Source organism: Stenotrophomonas sp. NPDC077659, from assembly GCF_050268705.1.
GTDB lineage: Bacteria > Pseudomonadota > Gammaproteobacteria > Xanthomonadales > Xanthomonadaceae > Stenotrophomonas.
In genome coordinates, this window is sequence record NZ_JBNNHG010000012.1 from 1 (window position 1) to 22,993 (window position 22,993).

The 22,993-nt window shown below is 67.6% G+C and carries 23 protein-coding genes; 14 read left to right on the plus strand and 9 right to left on the minus strand.

Annotated features, from left to right (window positions below; translation table 11 throughout):
* Together ACQKDV_RS03320 and ACQKDV_RS03325 are read right to left on the minus strand one after the other, a co-directional pair.
* Positions 1-207, minus strand: a 207-nt coding sequence (locus tag ACQKDV_RS03320; protein ID WP_427782414.1) for an adenylyltransferase/cytidyltransferase family protein, incomplete at its 3' end; no start/stop codon positions are given.
* 334 nt (positions 208-541) lie between these two features.
* Complete coding sequence (locus tag ACQKDV_RS03325; RefSeq protein WP_427782370.1) at positions 542-1,948, minus strand: FAD-binding protein; 1,407 nt, start codon at positions 1,946-1,948, stop codon at positions 542-544.
* Positions 1,949-2,110: 162 nt separating this feature from the next.
* On the opposite strand from ACQKDV_RS03325, the gene ACQKDV_RS03330 reads away from it, so the two are divergent.
* Positions 2,111-3,985 carry a patatin-like phospholipase family protein gene (locus ACQKDV_RS03330; RefSeq protein ID WP_427782371.1) on the plus strand — a complete coding sequence of 625 codons (1,875 nt, stop codon included), beginning with the start codon at positions 2,111-2,113 and terminating at the stop codon, positions 3,983-3,985.
* Positions 3,986-4,029: 44 nt separating this feature from the next.
* Positions 4,030-4,467 (plus strand): hypothetical protein, encoded by a 438-nt coding sequence (locus ACQKDV_RS03335; protein ID WP_427782372.1) that lies wholly within the window; start codon positions 4,030-4,032, stop codon positions 4,465-4,467.
* A gap of 425 nt (positions 4,468-4,892) precedes the next feature.
* On the opposite strand, the gene ACQKDV_RS03340 is transcribed toward ACQKDV_RS03335, so the two are convergent.
* The gene (locus tag ACQKDV_RS03340; RefSeq protein ID WP_427782373.1) at positions 4,893-6,260 is read right to left on the minus strand and encodes a helix-turn-helix domain-containing protein; all 1,368 of its coding nucleotides are present in this window, start codon (positions 6,258-6,260) and stop codon (positions 4,893-4,895) included.
* A 114-nt stretch (positions 6,261-6,374) separates the two neighbouring features.
* Here ACQKDV_RS03340 and ACQKDV_RS03345 point away from each other — a divergent pair, with 114 nt between their 5' ends.
* Genes ACQKDV_RS03345 through mmsB form a run of 5 tightly spaced genes read left to right on the plus strand, consistent with a single transcriptional unit; the run spans position 6,375 to position 11,915 of the window.
* Complete coding sequence (locus tag ACQKDV_RS03345) at positions 6,375-7,880, plus strand: CoA-acylating methylmalonate-semialdehyde dehydrogenase (protein ID WP_427782374.1); 1,506 nt, start codon at positions 6,375-6,377, stop codon at positions 7,878-7,880.
* Positions 7,881-7,895: 15 nt separating this feature from the next.
* On the plus strand, positions 7,896-9,062 hold the full coding sequence (locus ACQKDV_RS03350; protein ID WP_427782375.1) for an acyl-CoA dehydrogenase family protein: 1,167 nt from the start codon (positions 7,896-7,898) through the stop codon (positions 9,060-9,062).
* A complete protein-coding gene (locus tag ACQKDV_RS03355) occupies positions 9,059-9,856 on the plus strand; it encodes an enoyl-CoA hydratase (RefSeq protein ID WP_427782376.1) in 798 nt (265 codons plus the stop codon). The genes ACQKDV_RS03350 and ACQKDV_RS03355 overlap by 4 nt, the downstream gene beginning before the upstream one ends.
* A complete protein-coding gene (locus ACQKDV_RS03360) occupies positions 9,853-11,028 on the plus strand; it encodes an enoyl-CoA hydratase/isomerase family protein (protein ID WP_427782377.1) in 1,176 nt (391 codons plus the stop codon). The genes ACQKDV_RS03355 and ACQKDV_RS03360 overlap by 4 nt, the downstream gene beginning before the upstream one ends.
* Positions 11,025-11,915 carry a 3-hydroxyisobutyrate dehydrogenase gene (gene mmsB / locus ACQKDV_RS03365; RefSeq protein WP_427782378.1) on the plus strand — a complete coding sequence of 297 codons (891 nt, stop codon included), beginning with the start codon at positions 11,025-11,027 and terminating at the stop codon, positions 11,913-11,915. Before ACQKDV_RS03360 ends, mmsB begins: the two co-directional genes overlap by 4 nt.
* Before the next feature lie 232 nt (positions 11,916-12,147).
* Here the strand turns inward: mmsB and ACQKDV_RS03370 are convergent, their stop codons facing one another.
* Both ACQKDV_RS03370 and ACQKDV_RS03375 read right to left on the minus strand, forming a co-directional pair.
* Complete coding sequence (locus ACQKDV_RS03370) at positions 12,148-12,573, minus strand: organic hydroperoxide resistance protein (RefSeq protein ID WP_108758371.1); 426 nt, start codon at positions 12,571-12,573, stop codon at positions 12,148-12,150.
* Positions 12,574-12,683: 110 nt separating this feature from the next.
* Positions 12,684-13,664, minus strand: a complete 981-nt coding sequence (locus tag ACQKDV_RS03375) for a cation diffusion facilitator family transporter (protein ID WP_427782379.1) — start codon at positions 13,662-13,664, stop codon at positions 12,684-12,686.
* A 210-nt stretch (positions 13,665-13,874) separates the two neighbouring features.
* Between ACQKDV_RS03375 and ACQKDV_RS03380 the strand changes: the two genes are divergently transcribed.
* Entirely contained in the window at positions 13,875-15,329 is a 1,455-nt protein-coding gene (locus tag ACQKDV_RS03380) for a SulP family inorganic anion transporter (protein ID WP_427782380.1), read from the plus strand.
* Positions 15,330-15,376: 47 nt separating this feature from the next.
* Here the strand turns inward: ACQKDV_RS03380 and ACQKDV_RS03385 are convergent, their stop codons facing one another.
* Together ACQKDV_RS03385 and ACQKDV_RS03390 are read right to left on the minus strand one after the other, a co-directional pair.
* Positions 15,377-15,670, minus strand: a complete 294-nt coding sequence (locus ACQKDV_RS03385; protein ID WP_427782381.1) for an addiction module antidote protein — start codon at positions 15,668-15,670, stop codon at positions 15,377-15,379.
* Between the two features lie 35 nt (positions 15,671-15,705).
* Positions 15,706-15,996, minus strand: coding sequence for a type II toxin-antitoxin system RelE/ParE family toxin (locus ACQKDV_RS03390; protein WP_427782382.1), 291 nt, complete (start codon positions 15,994-15,996; stop codon positions 15,706-15,708).
* Between the two features lie 199 nt (positions 15,997-16,195).
* Here ACQKDV_RS03390 and dusA point away from each other — a divergent pair, with 199 nt between their 5' ends.
* From dusA to ACQKDV_RS03410, 4 genes are all read left to right on the plus strand, one after another.
* Entirely contained in the window at positions 16,196-17,227 is a 1,032-nt protein-coding gene (gene dusA, locus ACQKDV_RS03395; protein WP_427782383.1) for a tRNA dihydrouridine(20/20a) synthase DusA, read from the plus strand.
* Positions 17,228-17,440: 213 nt separating this feature from the next.
* A complete protein-coding gene (locus tag ACQKDV_RS03400) occupies positions 17,441-17,827 on the plus strand; it encodes a hypothetical protein (RefSeq protein ID WP_427782384.1) in 387 nt (128 codons plus the stop codon).
* A 71-nt stretch (positions 17,828-17,898) separates the two neighbouring features.
* On the plus strand, positions 17,899-18,582 hold the full coding sequence (locus tag ACQKDV_RS03405; RefSeq protein ID WP_004136763.1) for a response regulator transcription factor: 684 nt from the start codon (positions 17,899-17,901) through the stop codon (positions 18,580-18,582).
* A 22-nt stretch (positions 18,583-18,604) separates the two neighbouring features.
* The gene (locus tag ACQKDV_RS03410) at positions 18,605-20,029 is read left to right on the plus strand and encodes a sensor histidine kinase (protein ID WP_427782385.1); all 1,425 of its coding nucleotides are present in this window, start codon (positions 18,605-18,607) and stop codon (positions 20,027-20,029) included.
* A 67-nt stretch (positions 20,030-20,096) separates the two neighbouring features.
* Here ACQKDV_RS03410 and ACQKDV_RS03415 read toward each other — a convergent pair whose 3' ends face one another.
* Both ACQKDV_RS03415 and ACQKDV_RS03420 read right to left on the minus strand, forming a co-directional pair.
* Positions 20,097-20,888 carry a zinc-dependent peptidase gene (locus tag ACQKDV_RS03415; RefSeq protein WP_427782386.1) on the minus strand — a complete coding sequence of 264 codons (792 nt, stop codon included), beginning with the start codon at positions 20,886-20,888 and terminating at the stop codon, positions 20,097-20,099.
* The gene (locus ACQKDV_RS03420) at positions 20,855-21,148 is read right to left on the minus strand and encodes a hypothetical protein (protein ID WP_427782387.1); all 294 of its coding nucleotides are present in this window, start codon (positions 21,146-21,148) and stop codon (positions 20,855-20,857) included. The genes ACQKDV_RS03415 and ACQKDV_RS03420 overlap by 34 nt, the downstream gene beginning before the upstream one ends.
* 142 nt (positions 21,149-21,290) lie before the next feature.
* Between ACQKDV_RS03420 and birA the strand changes: the two genes are divergently transcribed.
* Together birA and ACQKDV_RS03430 are read left to right on the plus strand one after the other, a co-directional pair.
* Entirely contained in the window at positions 21,291-22,256 is a 966-nt protein-coding gene (gene birA / locus ACQKDV_RS03425; protein WP_427782388.1) for a bifunctional biotin--[acetyl-CoA-carboxylase] ligase/biotin operon repressor BirA, read from the plus strand.
* Positions 22,253-22,984, plus strand: coding sequence for a type III pantothenate kinase (locus ACQKDV_RS03430; protein ID WP_427782389.1), 732 nt, complete (start codon positions 22,253-22,255; stop codon positions 22,982-22,984). Before birA ends, ACQKDV_RS03430 begins: the two co-directional genes overlap by 4 nt.
* Positions 22,985-22,993 lie beyond the last annotated feature (9 nt).

Sequence of the window (22,993 nt, forward strand, 5' to 3'; positions counted from 1 at the left end):
CTGCGCTTCGTTGTACAGGTGGTCGCGCAGCGGGCGGATCAGCAGGCGGTCGGTGAGGTTGCGCAGGCTGCGGGGGGTATCAGCAGAGCCGACCAGGAAGATCAGCTTGCGGGCCCGGCTGAGGGCCAGGCGGGCAACGGCGGCGTGGCCGTTGTGGAAGGGCTCGAAACGCCCGATGAAGACGAGATAGTCGAATTCCATGAGAATCCCTCATGTCGTTGTGGCAGCCGCGGGTCTGTCCCTTGGCTTGGTGCTGATGCTACGCCGATGGCTGTGGGGGTCAAGTGTGGGGGGTGCCGGCAGGGCTGCGCCCTGCACCTGCCGAGGCAACGTCAACTTCAGAGGCCGGCTAGCCGTGGGTTGGCGGGGTGGGTCCGGTTGAGGGGGACGCCGTAAACCCGTCCATGGGGGCTTGGTCGCGGCATCCATGCCGCTCACACCCCCTCAACCGGACCCACCCCGCCTTCGACACTTTGCTGCGGTCTGTTGGAACGGCACGGGGTCAGATCCCTTTGTGCAGCAAAGGGCTCTGACCCCATTGCTAGGGGGCGGCCAGGTAGCGCTGCCAGAGGTGGTTCACCAGCTGCATCTGCGGGTCGTACTGGCGTTTGCGTTCAACGAATGCGTTCCACTGCGGGTACGCGCGCTGGAACTGGTCGCGCGTGGCGTGCGGGCGATAGGGCAGGTAGTAGCGGCCGCCACAGTCCACCGCCGCGTCGATCAATGCGCGGGTCCAGCGTGTGGACATCGTGTCGCCCCACGGGTGCCGTCGCTGCTTGTGGTACAGCACGAAGCAGAACACTTCTTCGTTCGCCCACTTCATCAACGCGGTCGTATCAGCAGGGGCGTGGCGGATCGAGACGTTCAGTGCGTCGACACGGTGGTGCTGCAGGATCGCGGCCATGCGCGTGGCGAAGGCCTGGAAGCTGCGCACGGGAATGAAGTATTCCTGCAGCAGGTAGGTCGACATCGCGCGCGTGCGTGGTTCCAGCGCGGCCACGTCCAGGCTCGCTTCCAGGTTGCGATGGATCACCCGCGGTTCGGCAATCTGCTGCTTCACCACCGAGCTCTCGCGCAGTTGCGGGCCGCCGGGCAGCTCGGTGACGGCCCAGATCATGTTCTGTTCGTGGGCATAGTTGGCACCCACCGGTATCAGGCGCCGGGTGTCGGTCAGCGCTGCAGTGCTGCGCAGCCAGGTCACGGTCACCGGTGCATCGAAACGCGGCGGAATGAGGTCGGCGTTGTGCATCAACGCATCGCTGCGCGACGCCACGTTCTCGCGGAACCATTGCGGGTAATCGGCCAGTGCCACACGCTCCATGTGCCGCGCCATGCGATCGTTGTCGGCCAGGTCCAGCTCGACTTCACTGACCACGCCGATCAGGCCATAGCCACCGATGACCGCGGCGAACAGCTCCGGGTGGTGCGTGCGCGAGGTCTCGACCACCTCGCCGGACCGCAGCACCACCTGCAGCGCACGCACGGTGGAGGCGATGCTGCCGCTGCCAACGTAGCGTCCATGGCAGTTCACCGACACCGAGCCGCCGACGGTGAAATTGCTGAAGCTCTGCATCACCTTCACCGACAGGTTGTGCGGGTCCAGCCATTCCTGCAGCGCGCGCCAGCGCATGCCGGCCTGCACGCGCACCGCCTTGCGCGCGACGTCCAGCCACAGCAGGCGGTGGCTCGGCGTCAGGTCCAGCTGCAGGGCGCCGGCCGCACTGGTCTGCCCGCCCATGCTGTAGCGGCCGCCAGCCACGCAGACCATGCCCCGGTGCTGCTGCAGGGCGGCCTGCAGGTCGGCCGTTTCGGCAACGGCCCGCACCCCGGCCACGTGGGTGGGTTCCAGCTGGCTGATGTCGTTGGCGGTGTCTGTGCCGCGCCGGGTACAGGCACTGGCGGCTACGGCGGCTCCACAGCCTGCGATGAACGCGCGACGGGTGGTCATGGCAATCCCTGCATGAGTGTCCTGGGCGCAGTGTGCACGGCCGGGGCGGGCGCGGCCAGCAGGCTTTCCGTGGGCGGGTTCTCAGGCTGTGAGAAGCCTTCGCGTCATACTGCATCCGTAGCGTCGGGTGGCATCTCAGGCACAGTCAGCGGGGGCAGGGTAGTGGCAGACAAGTACTGCGATCTGGTCATGAAGGGCGGCATCACCAGCGGCATCGTGTACCCCAATGCGGTACTGGCGCTGGCCCGCGATTACCGGTTCAAGAGCATCGGTGGCACCTCGGCCGGGGCGATTGCCGCGGCGGTGGCGGCTGCGGCAGCCTATGGCGACCGCCGCCAGCAGGCGGGCGAGCACCTGGCCGACGACACCGGCTATGGCGGCCTGTCGGCTGTGTCGGCGCAGCTGTCGCGGCGCGGCTTCATCTACAGCCTGTTCCAGCCGGCGCGCGGTGCGCGGGCGGCGTACCGGCTGCTGGTGGCGCTGACCGGTGGCTACGGCTGGCCGCGCAAGCTGCTGTGCCTGGCGGTGGCCGTGTTCGAGATCGCCCCGCTGGAAGTGCTGGTGTCGCTGGCGCTGCTGCTCGGCCTGGGCTGGTGGGGCGGCGGCTGGAGCGGCGTGGCGGCCACCCTGCTGCCGTCGCTGCTGTGCGCCTATGGCGCCGGCGTGGCCGGTGCCGCGCTGCGGGTGGCGAGGGTGGCACGGCGCAACCTGCTGGGCCTGTGCAGCGGCCTGGGCCGCGATGCGCGCAAGCCGGCGCTGACCGAATGGCTGCACGAGAGCCTGCAGCAGCTGTCCGGCAAGCCGCTGGACGCACCGCTCACCTTCGCTGACCTGCACGACGCGCCCCGTTATGCCGGCGAGCCGGAGAGCCCGCATGCGATCAGCCTGCAGATGATCACCACCTGCGTGTCGCACAACGAACCGCGCACGCTGCCGCTGGGTGGCGCGCAGTTCTGGTTCCTGCGCGAGGAGTTCGAGCAGCTGTTCCCGGCCAGCGTGGTGCAGTGGCTGGTCGACCATGCCGGTGCGCCGGTGGATGTGGAGGGCCGGCAGTACTACCACCTGCCGCAGGGCCCGCAGTTGCCGGTGCTGGTGGCCACCCGCATGAGCCTGAGCTTCCCGCTGCTGATCAGCGCGGTGCCGCTGCATGAACCCGCGCGCCGCGAGCGCCGCTGCGAGCCGTCGCCGGCCGCGGCCGATGCCGAACACAACGTGGCCGACAGCATGGAAGGACTGACCAGTGCCGGCCAGTCCTGCGGGCCGGTCATCACCGCGTTCCGCATCTGCTGGTTCTCCGATGGCGGCATCAGCAGCAACTTCCCCATCCACCTGTTCGACGCGGCGATGCCACGCTGGCCGACCTTCGCGATCAACCTGGTCTACCCGCAGCACGCCGAGGATGTCAGCCACGGCACCACCGGCCAGCAGGCGCTGGAGCGTGCGGTGGTGCTGCCTACCGAGAACCGCCATGGCTGGCAGCGGCATTACCAGTCCATCGCCACGCCGCTGGCCGCGGCCGAGCTGGGTCGCTTCCTGTTCGCGGTGGTGGCCACCATGCAGAACTGGCGCGACCTGCTGCAGGCGCGTGCACCGGGCTACCGCGACCGCATCGTGCATGTGAGCCTGCAGGGCGACGAAGGCGGCATGAACCTGGACATGCCGCAGGAGGTGCTGAGCCGCATCGCCGACAAGGGCAGCCTGGCCGGCGCACGCTTCTGCGCGTTCTCGTTCGAGAACCACTACTGGATCCGTTGGCGCAACCTCGCTTCGGCCTACCAGCGCTACACGCTGGAAGTGGCGCGCACCGACGACCCGGCGCAGCAGGTTCTGGCTTATCGTGCGACGTATTCCATCGTTGCCAGCGGCGACCCCGTGCCGCCGTCGTACAAGCTGGGCTCGGAGGACAAGCGTCGTGGGTCGCAGCAGCTGTGGGCGCAGATGGTGGAGCAGGGCCGCACCTGGGAAGACCTGGGCCCGGACCTGACCGACGGCGCACCACGTCCGCTGCCGCAGATGAAGGTCACGCCGATCTACTGACCGCGATGGATACAATCGCGGCCCCCCATTGCAAGGAACGCCCCATGTCCGCCCGTCGGCACCTGCTGGATCTGCTTGAACGCCTCGACGCCCGCGATCCGGAGCACCTGCCGGTGGTACCGCTGGCCGCGTACTTCGAAGGCAACGACTTCGAAGAGTGCATCGCACCGAACCAGTGGGGCTACGGCCGCCCGCCGATTGCCGAGCTGTACGCGCGCCTGGCAGGAATTGCAGAAAAGCCCGAAGTGGAAGGTGTCTACGTCGGCCTGCACCAGGACTGGGGCAGCGCACTGGAAGACGACGGTGAATGGCCTGCTGCGGAGAACGTGCACGTACTGACCCGCGCCGACGACGCAACCGTGGAGGGCTGGCTGCAGGGTCTGGAATGCGACGGCGTAGGCGAAGGCTGGCCGTACGGCCAACACATCGACGCCCCCGTGCCCTCGGAAGGCCACCGCGTACTGACCGTGTTCTGGGACTAAAACGTGCCAACCAAGGTTGGCACCTACCAGAGCGGTTATCGGGATGGGGTCAGAGCCCGTTGCGTCGCAACGGGATCCGACCCCGTGCCGACCAACGGTCGGCACCCACCAGAGCAGTAGAGCCACGCCACGCGTGGATGCATTCCAGTTTGAGCATTCATCCGGATGGGGTCAGATCCCGTTACGTCGCAACGGGATCTGACCCCGTGCCGTTCCGACAGATCGCAGGAAACTGTCGAAGGCGGGGTGGGTCCGGTTGCAGGGGCGTGAGCCGCATGGACGCGGCGACCGAGCTTACATGGACGTACTTGCAGCGACCCCTGCAACCGGACCCACCCCGCCATCCCACGGAATGTCCGCTGTTGCTGTTGCTTCGGCCGTTGCCGTTGCCTCGGCAGGTGCAGGGCGCAGCCCTGCAAAACCCCCTACCTCCCCGGCAACTGCGCGAACGCGCGCTGCATGCAATCCTCGCGCGGGCACACCCGGCACCCCGGGCCGATCGACACCGAATTCCCCGGGCTCTGTACATCCAGCCCCAGCGAATACACCAGCCGCTCGGCATGCTGCAGATCGCAGCCCAGCGCCACCGCAAACGTCTTGCGCGGCTGGCCATGCCCCACCGGCCCGCTGCTGACCTGCCGCGCCAGCCAGAAGTGGCGTCGCCCATCCGGCATGCGCGCGGTCTGGGTGAGGATGCGCCCCGGCTGGTTGAACGCCTCATAGACGATCCACAGCGGGCACGAACCGCCCACCTGCGAGAAGTGGAAATCGGTGGCCGAGTGCCGCTTGGACACATTGCCCGCACGGTCCACGCGGATGAAGAAGAACGGCAGCCCAGGCGCACTGCGCCGCGCCAGCGTACTCAGCCGATGGCACACCGCTTCGAAGCCCACGCCGAACTGGCGCGCCAGCAGCTCGATGTCATAACTGCTGGCCTCGGCCGCGCGCAGGAAGCGCATGTACGGCATCACCAAGGCGCCAGCGAAGTAGTTCGAAAGGCCCACCCGCGCCTGCGCGATACGCGCCTCATCGTGGAAGCCCGCGCGCGCGATAACCGCATCGATCTGCGGCAGGTAGCCGTGCAGGGCCAGTTCGGCGGCCATCTGGAAGGCCTGCTGGCCCGGCTCCAGGTAATCGGGCAGCCACAGCCGCCGCGCCCCGGCATCGAACTGGCGCTTCTCGCGCCCGGCCTGCAGCGCGGCCACTTCCACCAGCACGCCGTGGCGGTCGGCCAGCAGCTGGCGCAGGCGCGGCGCCACATGCCCCGGTGACAGCCCCCACTCGGCGAACAGGCGCTCGGCCAGCTCGTCCAGCTCGGGGATGTGGTTGTGCATGCGGTTGAAGAACTCGCGCACCTGGTCGCCGGCGGGCAGGGTGCTGCCGGCCGCAGGCTCGCCCAGCTGGAACTCCAGCGCGGCGGCATGCTCGCGCAGGGCCAGGTGGCGGCGGTGCAGGTCCAGCAGGGCGCGGCTGACCTGCGGCAGGTTGCCGGCCAGTGCCCGCAGTTCGGTGGCACTCACTTCCGCCAGGCCGAGGTCGCGCAGGGTCTCGCCCAGTGCCTCCTGCAGCGCGGCGGGCTCATCGTCGTCGAACAGGGCGGAAACATCGCCCAAGACCTCGCCCAGCTTCTTCTGCACGGCCGGCGTCAGCGGGCGCTTGTTGCGCTCGATCTGGTTCAGGTAGCTGGCCGACAGGCCCAGGGCGCGGGCCAGGTCCACCTGGCTGTAGCCGCGCTGCTCGCGCAGGCGCAGCAGGCGCAGGCCCAGCTGGCGTTGTGAAGGCTGGAAATTCACAGGATTAACATGAATCGTCTGGCGTGTTGGCCAGATTAAGCGGATTCAGGCCGGAAATCGAGGTGGGTGCTGTGAATAATGCCAAGCATCTTTCGAGCCAGTGGGATTGTCGTCATGACTGTTGCAGCGCCCCGTATCCGCATGCTGATCGATGGCCAGTTCATTGAATCGGCCACCTCCCACTGGCAGGACGTGATCAATCCGGCCACCCAGGACGTGCTGGCCCAGGTGCCGTTCGCCACCACCGTTGAAGTGGATGCCGCCGTCGCCGCCGCCAAGGAAGCCTTCAAGACCTGGCGCAAGACCCCGATCGGCACCCGCGCGCGCATCTTCCTGAAGTACCAGCAGCTGATCCGCGAGAACATGAGCGAGCTGGCCCACATCCTCACCGCCGAACAGGGCAAGACCCTGCCCGACGCCGAAGGCGATGTGTTCCGCGGCCTGGAAGTGGTCGAGCACGCTGCCGCCATCGGCAACCTGCAGCTGGGCGAGCTGGCCAACAACGTGGCCAACGGCGTGGACACCTACAGCATCATGCAGCCGCTGGGCGTGTGCGCCGGCATCACCCCGTTCAACTTCCCGGCGATGATCCCGCTGTGGATGTTCCCGATGGCCATCGCCACGGGCAACACCTTCATCCTCAAGCCGTCCGAGCAGGACCCGATGGTGACCATGCGCCTGGTCGAGCTGGCCCTGGAAGCCGGCATTCCGAAGGGCGTGCTGAACGTCGTCCACGGTGGCGAGGAAGTGGTCAACGCGATCTGCGATCACCCGGACATCAAGGCCGTGTCGTTCGTCGGTTCCACCCGCGTCGGCACCCACGTCTACAACCGCGCCTCGCTGGCCGGCAAGCGCGTGCAGTGCATGATGGGCGCCAAGAACCACGCCGTGGTGCTGCCGGACGCCAACAGGGAACAGACCCTCAACGCGATGGTCGGCGCCGCCTTCGGTGCGGCGGGCCAGCGCTGCATGGCCGCCTCCACCCTGGTGCTGGTGGGCGAGGCGCGCGGCTGGGTGCAGGACCTGGTCAGCAAGGCGCAGACCCTGAAGGTCAGCGGCGGTACCGTGGCCGGCACCGATGTCGGCCCGGTCATTTCCTGCAGCGCCCGTGAGCGCGTGGAAGGCCTGATCGCGTCGGGCGTGGAGCAGGGCGCCAAGCTGGTGCTCGACGGCCGCAACCCGCAGGTCGATGGCTTCGAGAAGGGCAACTTCGTCGGCCCGACCATCTTTGCCGGTGTCACCACCGACATGCGCATCTACCAGGAAGAAATCTTCGGACCGGTGCTGGTCATCCTCGAAGCGGAAACGCTGGAAGACGCCATCGGGATGGTCAACAGCAACCCCAACGGCAACGGCACCGCACTGTTCACCCAGTCCGGCGCGGCCGCGCGCAGGTTCCAGGAAGACATCGACGTCGGCCAGGTCGGCATCAACGTGCCGATCCCGGTGCCGGTGCCGTTGTTCTCGTTCACCGGTTCGCGCGCGTCCAAGCTGGGCGACCTGGGCCCGTACGGCAAGCAGGTGGTGCTGTTCTACACCCAGACCAAGACGGTCACCGCGCGCTGGTTCGATGACGAGACGCTGAGCCACGGCGTCAACACCACCATCAGCCTGAAGTAAGGGCAGGGAGCAGCCATGAGCCACTCGATGACGACGGACCAGGAAGAAGCGCAGCAGGCGTACCGCGAAGCCGCGCGTGACTTTGCACAGGCCGAACTGGCGCCGCACGCCGCGCGATGGGATGCGGAGGGCATCTTTCCGCGCGAGGCGGTCGCCAAGGCCGGCGAACTGGGCTTCTGTGGTCTGTACATGGACCCGGAAGTCGGTGGCAGCGGCCTCAGCCGTCTGGACGCCGCCGTCGTCATCGAGGAGCTCGCCAACGTCGATCCATCGACCGCGGCGTACATCAGCATCCACAACATGGCCTCGTGGATGGTGTCCAAATGGGGCCAGGGCGCGCTGCGCGATGCGTGGGGCACCGATCTGTCCTCGGGCAGCAAGCTGGCCTCGTACTGCCTGACCGAGCCGGGTGCTGGTTCGGATGCGGCCTCGCTGAAGACCACCGCCGTGCGCGACGGTGACGACTATGTGCTGAATGGCGCCAAGGCCTTCATCTCCGGCGCCGGTGCCACCGAGCTGCTGGTGGTGATGGCGCGTACCGGCGGTGCCGGCGCAGGTGGCGTCAGCGCCATTGCAGTGCCGTCGGACCTGCCGGGCATCAGCTTCGGCCGCAAGGAAGAGAAGATGGGCTGGAACAGCCAGCCCACCCGTGGCATCACCTTTGAAAACGTCCGCGTGCCGGTCAGCCACCTTCTGGGAGAGGAAGGTGGCGGCTTCAAGCTGGCGATGAAGGGGCTGGACGGCGGCCGCATCAACATCGCCGCCTGTTCGCTGGGCGCCGCCCAGGGTGCGCTGGATGCCGCACGCCGCTACATGGGCGAGCGCCGCCAGTTCGGCAAGGCGCTGGCAGATTTCCAGGCGCTGCAGTTCAAACTGGCCGACATGGCCACCGAACTGGTGGCCGCCCGGCAGATGGTGCATTCGGCCGCGCGCAAGCTCGATGCCGGTGCCAGCGACGCCAACGTGTGGTGCGCGATGGCCAAGCGCTTCGCCACCGATGCCGGTTTCAGGATCTGCAACGAAGCGCTGCAGATCCACGGCGGCTACGGCTACATCCGCGAATACCCGATCGAGCGCCTGCTGCGCGACAGCCGCGTGCACCAGATCCTGGAAGGCACCAACGAGATCATGCGGGTGATCGTTGCCCGTCACCTGCTCAACACCGAAGAGGAACTGCGATGAAGGATTGGCGTACCCAGGAGCACGTGGGCCTGAAGGTCGAGGCCGATGGCCACACCGCCGTGGTCACCCTGCACAACCCGCCGGCGCACACTTGGACCGTGCACAGCCTGTCGGCGCTGCGCGACTTGGTGGGCGCGCTCAACGCAGACCGCGATATCTACGCCCTGGTGATCACCGGTGACGGCGAGAAGTTCTTCTCCGCCGGTGCCGACCTCAACCAGTTTGCTTCCGGCGACAAGGCCGCCGCACGCGAAGCCGCACGCCGTTTCGGCGAAGCCTTCGAAGCGCTGTCGGCGTTCCGTGGCGTGTCCATCGCCGCCATCAACGGCTACGCCATGGGCGGTGGTCTGGAATGCGCGCTGGCCTGCGACCTGCGCATCATCGAAGACCACGCCCAGGTGGCGCTGCCCGAAGCGACCGTGGGCCTGCTGCCGTGCGCCGGTGGCACCCAGAACCTGCCGCGCCTGGTTGGCGAGGGCTGGGCCAAGCGCATGATCCTGCTGGGCGAGCGCATCAACGCGGAAACCGCACTGCGCATCGGCCTGGCTGAAGAAAAGGTCGGCAAGGGCGAAGCCAAGGCGCTGGCGCTGGAGTGGGCGGCCAAGGCCGGCAAGCAGAGCCCGACCAGCATCGCCGCCTGCAAGACCCTGGTGCAGTCCACCCGCAGCGGCACCCACGCCTCGGCACTGGTGGCCGAGCGCGAAGCCTTCGTCGATCTGTTCGACACCGCCGACCAGGTCGAGGGCGTGACCGCCTTCCTGGAAAAGCGCGCCGCGCAGTGGAAGAACGCATGACCACCGACACCGCGGCCGAACAAGCACCGGTGCTGTTCGAGGAGCGCGTGACTGGCAATGGCACGCGCATCGGCCTCGCCACGCTCAACGCACCGCGCACGCTCAATGGTTTCTCGCTGCCGATGGCGCACCTGCTGCTGAAGCAGTTGAACGCCTGGGCCGACGATGACGGCATCGCGATGGTGGTGCTGCAGGGTGCGGGTGAAAAGGCCTTCTGTGCCGGTGGCGACCTGCACAGCCTGCACAAGGCCATGGTCGCCTTCCGCGAGGCAGGCCACACCGATATCCGCAGGAATGACTACGCCGCCGAGTTCTTCGACGTCGAATACCGCGTCGATTACTTCATCCACACCTATGCCAAGCCGATCCTGTGCTGGGGCCACGGCATCGTGATGGGCGGCGGCATCGGCCTGATGTCCGGCGCCAGCCACCGCGTGGTCAGCGAACGTTCCAAGCTGGCCTTCCCGGAAATCACCGTCGGCCTGTTCCCGGATGTGGGTGGCAGCTGGCTGCTGCCGCGCGTACCGGGCAAGGGCGGCCTGTTCCTGGCGTTGACCGGCGCGCTGCTGAATCCGGGTGATGCCATCTATGCCGGGCTGGCCGACGTGCACGTGGCCGAAGAACGCCGCAGCGCGGTGTTCGATGACCTGTTGCAGGTGGCCTGGTCGGGCGATGCTGCCCACAACCATGAACGCCTGAGCCAGCTGCTGCAGTCGCATGCCAGCGATGCCGCAACCGGTCCGCTGCTGGCCAACGCCGCGCAGGTCGATGCGTTGTGCGCAGGCGACGATCTGCCCGCCATCATCGACCGCATCAGCCACCTGCAGACCGACGATGCCTGGTTGCAGGCCGCGCAGAAGACCCTCGCTGCCGGTGCCCCCGGTTCGGCGCGGCTGGCCTTTGAACTGCAGCGCCGTAGTGCTGGCCAGGATCTGGCCAGTGTCTATCGTCTGGAGTACATCACCGCGCTGCATTGCGCCGCCCACGGCGATTTCGCCGAAGGCATCCGCGCGCTGCTGATCGACAAGGACCGCAACCCGCAATGGAACCCGGCCACCCTGGCCGAAGCCACTTCCGCGTGGGCGGACACCTTCTTCGTTTCGCCCTGGGCCGATGCCGCGCATCCGCTGGCCGACCTGGGTACCCCCATGGCTGAAAGGAGCCTTGCATGAGCCGCATTGCATTCATCGGGTTGGGCAACATGGGTGGCCCGATGGCCGCCAACCTGGTCAAGAACGGCCACACCGTGCGCGTGTTCGACCTGGTGCCGGCTGCGGTGCAGGCCGCCGTCGATGCCGGTGCCAGCGCCGCGCCGTCGGCACGCGACACCCTGGCCGATGCCGAAGTGGTGATCTCGATGCTGCCGGCCAGCCGCCACGTCGAAGGCGTGTACCTGGGGGACGAGGGCATCCTGGCCGCCATTCCGGCCGGCGCACTGGTCATCGACTGCAGCACCATTGCCCCGGCCAGCGCCCGCAAGGTCTCTGAAGCCGCCGCCGCGCGCGGCCTGCAGATGATCGATGCACCGGTATCCGGCGGTACCGCCGGTGCCCAGGCCGGTACGCTGACCTTCATCGTGGGTGGTGAAGAAGACGCGCTGGAACGTGCGCGCCCGGTGTTGCAGGCGATGGGCAAAAACATCTTCCACGTCGGCGCCAGCGGTGCCGGCCAGGTGGCCAAGCTGTGCAACAACATGGCGCTGGGCGTGATCATGGCGGTGACCGGCGAAGCCATCGCGCTGGGCGTGGCCCACGGGCTGGACCCGAAGGTGCTGTCGCAGATGATGGCGGTCAGCACCGGCCGCAGCTGGGCCACCGAAGTGTGCAACCCGTGGCCGGGCGTGCTGGAAAACGCGCCGGCCTCGCGCGGCTACAGCGGCGGTTTCGGCAGCGACCTGATGCTGAAGGACATGGGCCTGGCGGTGGAAGCGGCGATGAGTGTCGGCGCCTCGATCCCGCTGGGCGAAGTGGCCCGCAACCTGTACTCGATGAACCACCAGGCCGGCCGCGGCAAGCTGGATTTCTCCAGCGTCGTGCAGCTGATCACCAGCGACAAATAAGGCTTGGACGATGTAGAGCCGAGCCCATGCTCGGCTGCCTGTCCTGCGCGCATCGCGGTGCCGGATGCATCAGCCGAGCATGGGCTCGGCTCTACATAAGCGAATGCGTCCCTTGCCATGTGCCGGGGACCACCCGAGGTGGGATGGGCGGATGCTCGGTTTCGGCCGGCATCCGCCCATTTTTTTTTGTCCCGCACGCGGGTAGTGCCGGCCGCTGGCCGGCATCACCGCATCAGGCAACGATCAGCGTCACGTCGATGTTGCCGCGGGTGGCGTTGGAGTACGGGCAGACGATGTGGGCCTTCTGCACCAGCTCTTCCAGCTGCTCGCGCGGTACGCCCGGGGCGTTGATGGTCAGCTCGGCTTCAATGCCGAAACCGGTCGGGATCTGGCCGATGCCGACCTTGCCGGTGACGGTGGTCTCGGCCGGCAGCGCGACCTTGGCCTGGCCGGCCACGAACTTCAGCGCGCCGAGGAAGCAGGCCGAGTAGCCAGCGGCGAACAGCTGTTCCGGGTTGGTGCCTGGGCCGCCGGCACCGCCCAGTTCGCGCGGGGTCGACAGCTGGATGTCCAGCACGTTGTCAGAGGAGACCGAACGGCCTTCACGGCCGCCGGTGGACGTGGCCTGGGCGGTGTACAGAACCTTTTCAATGGACATGGAGATGCTCCTGATTAGTGGGTGGGTGTTTCGATGGGTCTACTTTGCCCGGTCCTTCAGGACTTCGGGTGACAGTTCGTATCGAATAGTTGACACATCGTCCTGCGCGCCTAGATCGTCCATTCGCGGTCAGTGGTGAACATGATCGTCAGCCAGCGGTCCGGCGAGGCCTCACCCAGCGCATCGCCAATCTCATCGCGCAGCTGGTCCCATTCCAGCAGTGGCCGCGGCGGGTCGTCCTCGCGCACCACGAAGAACAGCTCGATCTGCTCGCCACGCCCGACCTGGGCCACGTAGCTGCGGTGTTCCACGAACTCGTAGCGGGCCACGATGTCGCGCGCCACCGCATCCACATGCGCCTGCAGTTCCGGCGGGGTCACCAGCAGGATGCCGGCCAGCGCCCGGCGCACCGTGCCCAGTGGCGCCACCATCACGAACAGGCAGACCACCGCCAGAATGGCCGGATCGATATAGGGCCCGACCCACGCCAGCGGCGTGCCCTGCACCAGTACGCCGCCGACGAAGGCGACCACGTAGCAGGCCGACATGCTGGCCGCGATCACCCAGTTCTTCGCATCCAGCGCGATGAAATCCGAGCCGATGCGGCGGTTGGCGCGCCACACGAAGGCGCCGAACGCGCTTTCCGCCAGCAGCGAAACCACGCCGAACACGATGGCCGGCCCCAGCGCGATGTGACGCCCGCCGGACATCAGTGCATCCACTGCATTGATCAGGGCATACAACGCCGCGCCGATCATCAGCAGACCGCTCACCCCCAGCACGATGGGTTCCAGGTGCCAGAAGCCCATGGTGAAACGCTGGTTGAGCCGCGACTGCAGCGCATCGGTCTGGGTGGACAGCGCGATCAGGCGCGCCACCAGCAGTGACAACCAGGTCATCACCACGTCGATGAGGCCGTAGATGCCGTCGAAGATGATCAACGAAGAGTTGGCCAGCAGGCCGAACACCACCCCGGCCAGCGCAACCGCCAGCGAGAAGGCGATGGACAGGCGCAGCACGCCCTGTTCGGTGGCGGGGTCGAAGAATCGGGAAGCGGGCAGGGCCATGGCCGGATTGTAGGCCGGAGCCATGCGCCTCTGCGTTGCCGCCGTGCCATGCGCTACCCCCATCGCGCCGCTTCCCGTAGACTGCGCGCCTCCCACGTACCTCACTCCCGCCTGCCGTGATCACGCCACCCTGACCCTTGCCGCCCATCGGCAGCCGGCCCGCCCGGCTCAGGAACCCGTGTCTTTCCACTGCAGCGCCGCGTGGCCCCACGCCCGTGCGCGCGGAGTTTTCCCATGCAAACGTCCTACCCCCTGCGCCAGCAATGGCTCGGCAACCTCCGTGGTGATCTGCTGTCCGGCATGGTCGTCGCCCTGGCCCTGATTCCCGAGGCCATCGCCTTCTCGCTCATCGCCGGCGTCGACCCCAAGGTCGGCCTGTACGCCGCGTTCTCCATCGCCGTGGTCACCGCCATCGCCGGCGGCCGCCCGGGCATGATTTCCGCCGCCACCGGCGCGATGGCGCTGGTGATGGTCGATCTGGTCAAGGACCACGGCCTGCAGTATCTGTTCGCTGCCAGCATCCTGGCCGGCCTGCTGCAGGTGCTGGCCGGCGTGTTCAAGCTCGGCTCGCTGATGCGCTTCGTCTCGCGCTCGGTCATCACCGGCTTCGTCAACGCCCTGGCCATCCTCATATTCCTGGCACAGATGCCGGAACTGATCGGCCGCGGCCCGACCGTCTATGTGCTGTGCGCCGCCGCGCTGGCCATCATCTACCTGTTGCCGCGCATCACCCGCGCCGTGCCATCGCCGCTGGTCGCCATCGTCGTGCTCACTGCCGTGGTCATCGGCTTCGGCGTGGATGTGCGCAGCGTCGGCGACATGGGTCAGCTGCCCGACAGCCTGCCGCACTTCCTCATTCCCGATGTGCCCTTCACCTGGGACACCCTGCGCATCCTGCTGCCGGTGTCGGCCACGCTGGCCGTGGTCGGCCTGCTGGAATCGATGATGACCCTGCAGATCGTCGAGGACATCACCGAGACACCCAGCGAGCGCAACCGCGAATGCGTCGGCCAGGGTGTGGCCAACACGGTCACCGGGTTCCTCGGCGGTATGGCCGGCTGCGCAATGATCGGCCAGTCGGTCATCAACGTGACCTCCGGTGGCCGCGGCCGCCTGTCCTGCCTGGTGGCCGGCGTGCTGCTGCTGGTGCTGGTGGTGTACGGCAGCGACCTGGTGCGGCAGATCCCGATGGCCGCGCTGGTGGCGGTGATGATCATGGTCAGCATCGGCACCTTCAGCTGGCGCTCGCTGCGTGATCTGCGCACCCATCCGCGAAGCTCCTCTGCGGTGATGCTGCTGACCGTGGTGGTCACCGTGGCCACCCACGATCTGGCCAAGGGCGTGCTCAGCGGCGTGCTGCTGTCGGCGCTGTTCTTTGCCCGCAAGGTCGGCCGCATGCTGGATGTGCAGCGCGAAGATGCTGGAGACACCCAGGTCTACCGCGTGCGCGGCCAGGTGTTCTTCGCCTCGGCCGGCCAGCTGGGTGCCGCCTTCGATTACCAGCATGTTGCGCCGAAGGTGCAGATCGACCTGCGCGATGCGCATCTGTGGGATCTGACCGCCGTGGCCGCGCTGGAGCGCGCGCAGGAAAAGCTGGCCGCGCATGGTGCGAAGGTAGACGTGGTGGGCCTCAATGCGGCCAGCCAGACGTTGATCGAGCAGGTGGGCGGTGCGCGCGGCGGGCACTGATCGGGCAGGGTGGTAGCGCCGGGCCATGCCCGGCGGCGCGATGGCAGTCAGCCCTTGCCGGGCAGCACGGTGAGATGCACACCAAGGGCCGACAACACCCGCTGCACCGTATCGAAGCGTGGATGCGAGTCCGGCCGCAGTGCTTTGTAGAGGCTCTCACGGCCAAGACCGGATGATTCGGCAACACCGCCCATGCCGCGTGCTCGCGCAACTGTTCCCAGCGCTTCCTGGAAATGGCCCGCATCACCCGCTGCAAGCGCTTCGCTCAGGTAGGTCGCGATTGCGGTGTCGTCGTCAAGATAGTCGGCGGGATCGAACGGAGCAGTTTTCAGCTTGCTCATGAGGAAGTCCTGGAAACGGGATGGGTCAACAGCAGCTACAGCGATTCCGAAAGACGTATGGCTTTGGCGATATCACGACGCTGGCTCGATTTGTCCCCACCATGCAGGAGCACGACGATGGTTGTCCCTCGCCGTGTGAAGTACACCCGATATCCCGGTCCACGGTCGATGCGCAATTCGCTTACCCCGCAGCCGATTGTTCGAACATCACCCTCCAGCCCCCGGGCGACGCGCTGCAGGCGCTCCACGATGATTGCCCTGGCGCTGCGGTCTTTGAGGCCGCGCAGCCATCGCGTGAATACCTCGGTTGCATGAAGGGTTGCCATCCACAAATCGTATCCAGAAGGATACACGGTTCAATTGGCAGGCGCGACGATCCTTGGCGCGGGTTGCCCAGCTGCTGCCAGCCCGGTCGCCGCCGACCCTCAGACGCACGCACGGCGGTTGAACCCGCGACCGTACAGCACCCCGCCCCCAGCGCGGGCAGATTCAGCCACGCGGTGTAAACTATTGATCTCACTGGCAATGCCAGTCCCCACGATCAATGCCCCGATGACGTCCGCCGCCGCCCGTTACGCCGATTCCCTGCGCCTGTCCGTTGCCCCCATGATGGATTGGACGGACCGCCACTGCCGCGTGTTCCACCGCGTGCTGGCGCCGGGTGCGCGGCTGTACACCGAGATGGTGCACGCCAACGCGGTCATCCACGGTGACCGCGAGCGCCTGCTCGGCTTCGATGCCAGCGAACAGCCGCTGGCCCTGCAGCTGGGCGGCAGCGATCCGGCCCTGCTGGCACAGGCCGCGCGCATCGCTGCCGACTGGGGCTATGACGAGGTCAACCTCAACTGCGGTTGTCCGTCCGACCGCGTGCAGGCCGGGCGTTTCGGCGCCTGCCTGATGCGCGAACCGGCCTTGGTGGCCGAGTGCGTGGCCGCCATGGTCGCGGCGGTGGATATCCCGGTGACGGTGAAGTGCCGCCTGGGCGTGGACGAAGACAACGACTATGACGTGTTCGCCGGCTTCGTCGACCATCAGGTCGACGCCGGTGCCGCCATGGTCGTGGTGCACGCGCGCAACGCCTGGCTGAAAGGCCTGTCGCCGAAGGAGAACCGCGAGGTTCCGCCGCTGAAGTACGACTGGGCCTACCGCCTCAAGCAGGAACGCCCGGCGCTGCCGTTGGTCATCAATGGTGGCCTGGCCACGGTGGGCGCCGTGCAGGCCCAGACCGCGCACGTCGATGGCGTCATGCTGGGCCGCGCCGCGTACCACGATCCCTACCTGCTGCATCAGCTGGAGGCGCTGCTCACCGGCGCCGCACTGCGCCCGCGCGGCGAACTGCTGCGCGCGCTGCGCCCCTACATCGAGGCCCGCCTGGGCGAGGGCCTGGCGCTGAAGCACATCACCCGCCACCTGCTGGGCCTGTTCCACGGCCAACCGGGTGGCCGCGCCTTCCGCCAGGTGCTGAGCGAGGGCGCGCACCGCCCGGGCGCCGGCTGGACGCTGATCGAGCAGGCGCTGGCCGTCACCGAGCGCGAGGCGGACCGCGCCGCAGCGTGATGTTAGTCACATTCCTGACTTGACAAGGCCCGTGCATTCGTCCCGAATGTTCACTTATATGAACGAAGCTGGCGTGCACCCGGAAAAGTTCAGATCGGATTCACCGCGCCAAACCAATCATTTGCAAAGGAAATGTAAAGGCGGGGGCTCGTATCCTGCCTCCCGGATTCACGACTTTTGAACGAATCGCCGTGCTCGGCTAGGATCGCATCGATGTCTTCCGCTCCCTTCCACTGCCGCATTGCCTTGGCCATTTCCGTGGTCATGGCGGCTGCGCCCCTTTCCGCAGCGATGGCGCAGCAGCCACCGCGCGGTGGTGGCGGTGGCCAGCCGCGTGCGGACATGCGCGGGGAGGTGATGGATCGCGGTGGCCGCGGCGATGGCCGCTCGCTGTCCGATGCCGTCCGCCGGGTGCAGCGCTCCACCGGCGGCCACATCCTGGGCGCCGAGCGGGTGCCCTTCGATGGCCGTGACATCAACCGGGTCAAATACATGGACGACCGGGGCCGGGTCCGCTACATGGACGATCCCGCCCCGTCACGTTCACAGCCGCGCACGCCGCGGTCGGATATGTCATCACTACGCGGCGATAACCCCTGAACAGGGATAGTTGCTGTCATACACCGTACCCACAGGCCTCCGGGCCACACCCAGGACACTAGGGAGAGTTCATGCGTATCCTTCTGGTCGAAGACGAAGCCCCGCTGCGTGAGACCCTGGCAGCCCGGCTCAAGCGCGAAGGTTTTGCCGTCGATGCCGCGCAGGACGGCGAGGAAGGCCTCTACATGGGCCGCGAAGTGCCGTTCGACGTCGGCATCATCGACCTGGGCCTGCCCAAGATGTCGGGCATGGAGCTGATCAAGGCACTGCGCGATGAGGGCAAGAAATTCCCGGTGCTGATCCTGACCGCGCGTTCGAGCTGGCAGGACAAGGTTGAAGGCCTCAAGCAGGGTGCCGACGATTACCTGGTCAAGCCGTTCCATGTGGAAGAACTGCTGGCCCGCGTCAACGCGCTGCTGCGCCGCGCCGCCGGCTGGAGCAAGCCGACCCTGGAATGCGGCCCGGTTGCCCTGGATCTGGCAGCACAGACCGTCAGCGTGGCCGGCAGCAATGTCGACCTGACCAGCTACGAGTACAAGGTGCTGGAATACCTGATGATGCATGCCGGTGAACTGGTCTCCAAGGCCGACCTCACCGAGCACATCTACCAGCAGGATTTCGACCGCGACTCGAACGTGCTGGAAGTGTTCATCGGCCGCCTGCGCAAGAAGCTGGACCCGGACGGCGAACTGAAGCCGATCGAGACCGTGCGTGGCCGCGGCTACCGTTTCGCGATCCCGCGCAACGAGGGCTGAGCCTTCCACAAGGCGATAAACGATGTCCGGCCGTCTGTGGTTCTTCCGACGCTGGCGGCCGCGCTCACTGCAGGCGCGCCAGCTGTTCGCCGCGTCCGTGGGCCTGGTCGCGTTCCTGGCCCTGGCCGGTTACGCGCTCGATGCCGCCTTCGCCGACACGGCGAAGGCGAACCTGCGTGAGCGCCTGAAGAACTACGCCACGGCCTATGCGGCCGGCATCGATTTCACCCGCGACCGCTCGCTGTACATCCGCGAGCAGCCGCCGGATCCGCGCTTCGATGTGCCCGGCAGCGGTCTGTACCTGCAGGTGGTGATGCCGGACGGCAAGGGCAATTCGATGTCCGCCGAAGGCCCGATGCTGCCCACCGTGGGCGGTGGCCTGCTGGCCCCGCGCCAGGAAGTGTTCGAAGGCCCGCTGCCGATGATCCAGATCGATGGCAGCCAAGGCTCGGTATACCGCTATGGCTTGGGCCTGGTGTGGGACGCCGACGCCGATCCCGCCACCGAATTCCCGTACACCATCTACGTGATGGAAGACTCGCGCGCGCTGGGCGCGCAGCTGCGCGTGTTCCGCAGCCGGGTCTGGTTCTACCTGGGCGGCATCGGCCTGATCCTGCTGCTGCTGCAGACGGTCATCCTGCAATGGAGCCTGCGTCCGCTGCGGCGGGTCATCACCGAGCTGACCAAGGTGCAGCGCGGCGAGACCGAACGCATGAGCGAGCGCCACCCGCGCGAGCTGGAACCGCTGACCGACAGCATCAATGCCTTCATCGAAAGCGAGCGCGAAAACCTGGAACGGCAGCGCAACACTCTGGCCGACCTCGCGCACAGCCTGAAGACGCCGATCGCCGTGCTGCGCACGCAGATGGACAGCGGGGCCGGTGACGGTGCCCTGCGCGAAGAGTTGGACGTACAGCTGCAGCGCATGAACAACCTGGTGTCCTACCAGCTGGCTCGCGCGGCATCGTCGGGCCACAAGCTGTTCTCCGCGCCGCTGCCGATCGAATCCAACGCCGAGGAAATCGTGCGCGGCCTGGAAAAGGTCTACGCGGCGAAAGGTGTGCTGTGCGAATTCGACATCGACCCGGCGGCGCGCTTCCATGGCGAACCGGGCGATCTGCAGGAACTGCTGGGCAACCTGCTGGAAAACGCCTTCAAGTGGGCCAAGCGCCGGGTGCTGCTGACCGCACAGCCGCTGCCGGCACCGAATGCGCGCCGCGCCGGCCTGCTGCTGGCGGTGGATGACGATGGCCCGGGCATCGCCCCGGAAGACATCGGCAAGGTGCTGCAGCGTGGCGTGCGCGGCGACGAACGCGTGCAGGGCCATGGCATCGGCCTGTCGATCGTGCAGGATCTCATCAAGGATTACCGCGGCGAACTGCTGGTGGCCCGTTCCAGCGAACTGGACGGCGCCCGCTTCGAAGTGCGCCTGCCGCCGGGGCCGTAATCCACGTTGATCGGTAGTGCCGGCCGCTGGCCGGCAATCCCGCCTGGCTGCCGGCCAGCGGCCGACACTACCGGTCTTCGAATGCCGGCGGCTCGCCGTACAGACGCCGCAGGTGCGCGGCCACCTCCGGCAGCGCCTGCGCCAGCAGATCCGGCGCGGAGAAGTGGTACTCGCTGGCCACCGCGAAGAACTCTTCCGGCGCCTCGGCCGCATAGGGGTCGATCAGCGTGTCCACGCCGGCATCCACCTGCGCGCAGAACGCATCGTAGGCCTGCTGGAAGGTCGCTGCCCACTCGCGCTGCCATGCGCGCGGCAGCGGCGGGGTGCCGTCCATCGCACCATCCAGCGCATCCAGTTTGTGCACCATTTCATGCACGGCCACGCAGTAGCCCTCGTGCGGCGCGGCCAGGTCGGCCTGCACGTCCGCCCAGGACAGGATCAACGGGCCGCTGTCCCACGATTCGCCAATCAGCTCGTCATCCCATTCGTGCAGCACGCCGGCCGCATCCAAATGGCTGCGGTGCACGCGGAAAGCCTCGGGGTAGACGATCAGCTGCGACCAGCCCTGCAGCCCGACCTCGCCGAATTCCAGCAAGGGCAGGCAGCACAGCGCGGCCAGCAGCACGCCGTCGGCCACCTGCAGCTGCAGCTCGCCTACGGGGGTGATGGTTTTCTCATGCAGGAAGCGGGTGGCCAGCACACGCAGCCGCGCGCAGCGCTCGTCGCCCAGGCCCTGCAGCCAGGCGGCGCGACCGCAGGCTTCCTTCCACACCGCCTCTTCGATCGGCTGCGGCGCTGGCCGCAGCCACTGCAGCAGCGACTTGATCAGCGGAACATACCCGGCAGGTAGCTGTGCCACTTCGGCGCACGGATGCGCTGCAGCACATCGTCATCACTGCCGCCGCCGCCGCTGCTGGTGGCGCTGCTGGCCGACGGGCGCACCGCCGCTGCCGGCTTGGCCGTGGTGGTCGACGCGGTGGTGGTGGCGGAGGTGGCGCGCTGCGAAGCAGCATCGGGGGTGGAATACACACAGGCCCCGCGGTTGTCGTCCAGCGATGCCGTTGCCGACGCCGCAAAGGGCATCGTCAGCAGGATCAGGCAATGGGCATAACGGCGCATTGACGACATCCACGTTAAGGGAGGGTGAGTTCCCGATTCTAGCCCGAACCCGGCCCCTATTTGGAAGCCCCGTCCCCGGTACCCGGCGGGCGTCGCTGGCGGCTTTCCCGCATAATTCCGTCCTGACCTTGTGGAAGCTGCCGTGGACGATCGCCAATTGCTGGCCAAACTCGCTGCCGGTCGCCTGTCCGGCGACGCCCTGGCCCGTGAGCTGGGCCAGACCCGGGCAGCTATTTGGAAGCGTATTCAAGGGCTTAGAGCCGCCGGCGTGGACATCCAGGGGCGCGCCGGCGAAGGCTATGGCCTGAGCCAGCCGCTGGAACTGCTGGACCCGGCCGCCATTCGTGCCCACCTGCCCGACGACGCGGCCGCCCTGCTGCATGAGCTGCAGGTGGCGTGGACGGTGGATTCGACCAATGCCGAATTGCTGCGCTGCAGCGCACCCCAGCGCGGCGTCTGCGTCCTGCTGGCCGAGCGCCAGACCGGTGGCCGTGGCCGCCGTGGCCGCAGCTGGGCCTCGCCGCTGGCGGCCCATGTCTACCTGTCGGTGCTGCGCCTGTTTTCCGGTGGCCTGGGCCGCCTGGCTGGCCTGAGCCTGGTGGCCGGCATCGCCGTGGCTGAGGCCCTGCACGACCTGGGCTACACCCAGGCACAGCTGAAATGGCCCAACGATGTGCTGGTGGACGGTCGCAAGCTGGTCGGCCTGCTGGCCGAGGGCGGCGGCGAGTACGCGGGCCCGGCGCGTGCGGTCATCGGCATCGGCATCAATGTGCACATGCCGCCGGCTTTCGCCGAGCAGATCACCCAGCCGTGGGTGGATCTGGATACCCTGGCCGGCAGCCACGTGGATCGCAACGTGGTGGTGGCCGCCGTACTGGCGCGCCTGCTGCCTGCGCTGGATGTGTTCGACCGCGAGGGCCTGGCCCCGTTCCTGCCGCGCTATGCCGCCTTCGACATGCTGGCCGGCCGCGAAGTGCGGGTGGAGCTGGACGGCCAATGGCAGCATGGCACCGCACTGGGCCTGGCCGATGACGGCGCCCTGCGTGTGCGCATCGACGGCCACGAGCGCCTGCTGCATGCCGGCGAAGTGAGCGTGAGGGCGGCATGAGCGATTGGCTGTTCGACCTCGGCAATTCGCGCTTCAAGTTCGCGCCCTTGCAGGGTGACCGCGCCGGTGACGTGCAGGCCTGGGCGCATGGCGCCGAGGGCATGGCCGCGCAACCGCCGCACAGCCTGCCCAGCGGCGGCACCGCCTACGTTGCCAGCGTGGCCGCGCCATCGCTGACCACCGCCATGCTGCAGCAACTGCAGGCACGCTTTGCCGATGTGCACGTGGTACGCACCAGTGCTGAATGTGCGGGCGTCCGCATCGCCTACGCCCGGCCGGAAAAATTCGGTGTCGACCGCTTCCTGGCGCTGCTGGCGGCTGCCACGGCGCGGCGCGCGGTGCTGGTGGTGGGCGTGGGTACCGCGCTGACCATCGATCTGCTGGATGCCGATGGTCAGCACCACGGCGGCCGCATTTCCGCCTCGCCCACCACCATGCGCGAAGCGCTGCATGCACGTGCGGTGCAGCTGCCGGCCAGTGGCGGCGACTACAGCGAATTTGCCAACGACACCGCCGATGCGCTGGCCTCCGGCTGCGATGGTGCGGCCGTGGCCCTGGTCGAACGCAGCCTGCAGCAGGCGCAGTCCTTGCTGGGCGTGGCGCCTGCCCTGCTGGTGCACGGTGGCGGCGCCCCCGCGCTGATGCCGCTGCTGGACGGCGCCGGTTACCACCCGTCGCTGGTGCTGGACGGCCTCGCCCGCTGGGCGGTGCACCAGCGCGCAGGCTAGTATCGGCAG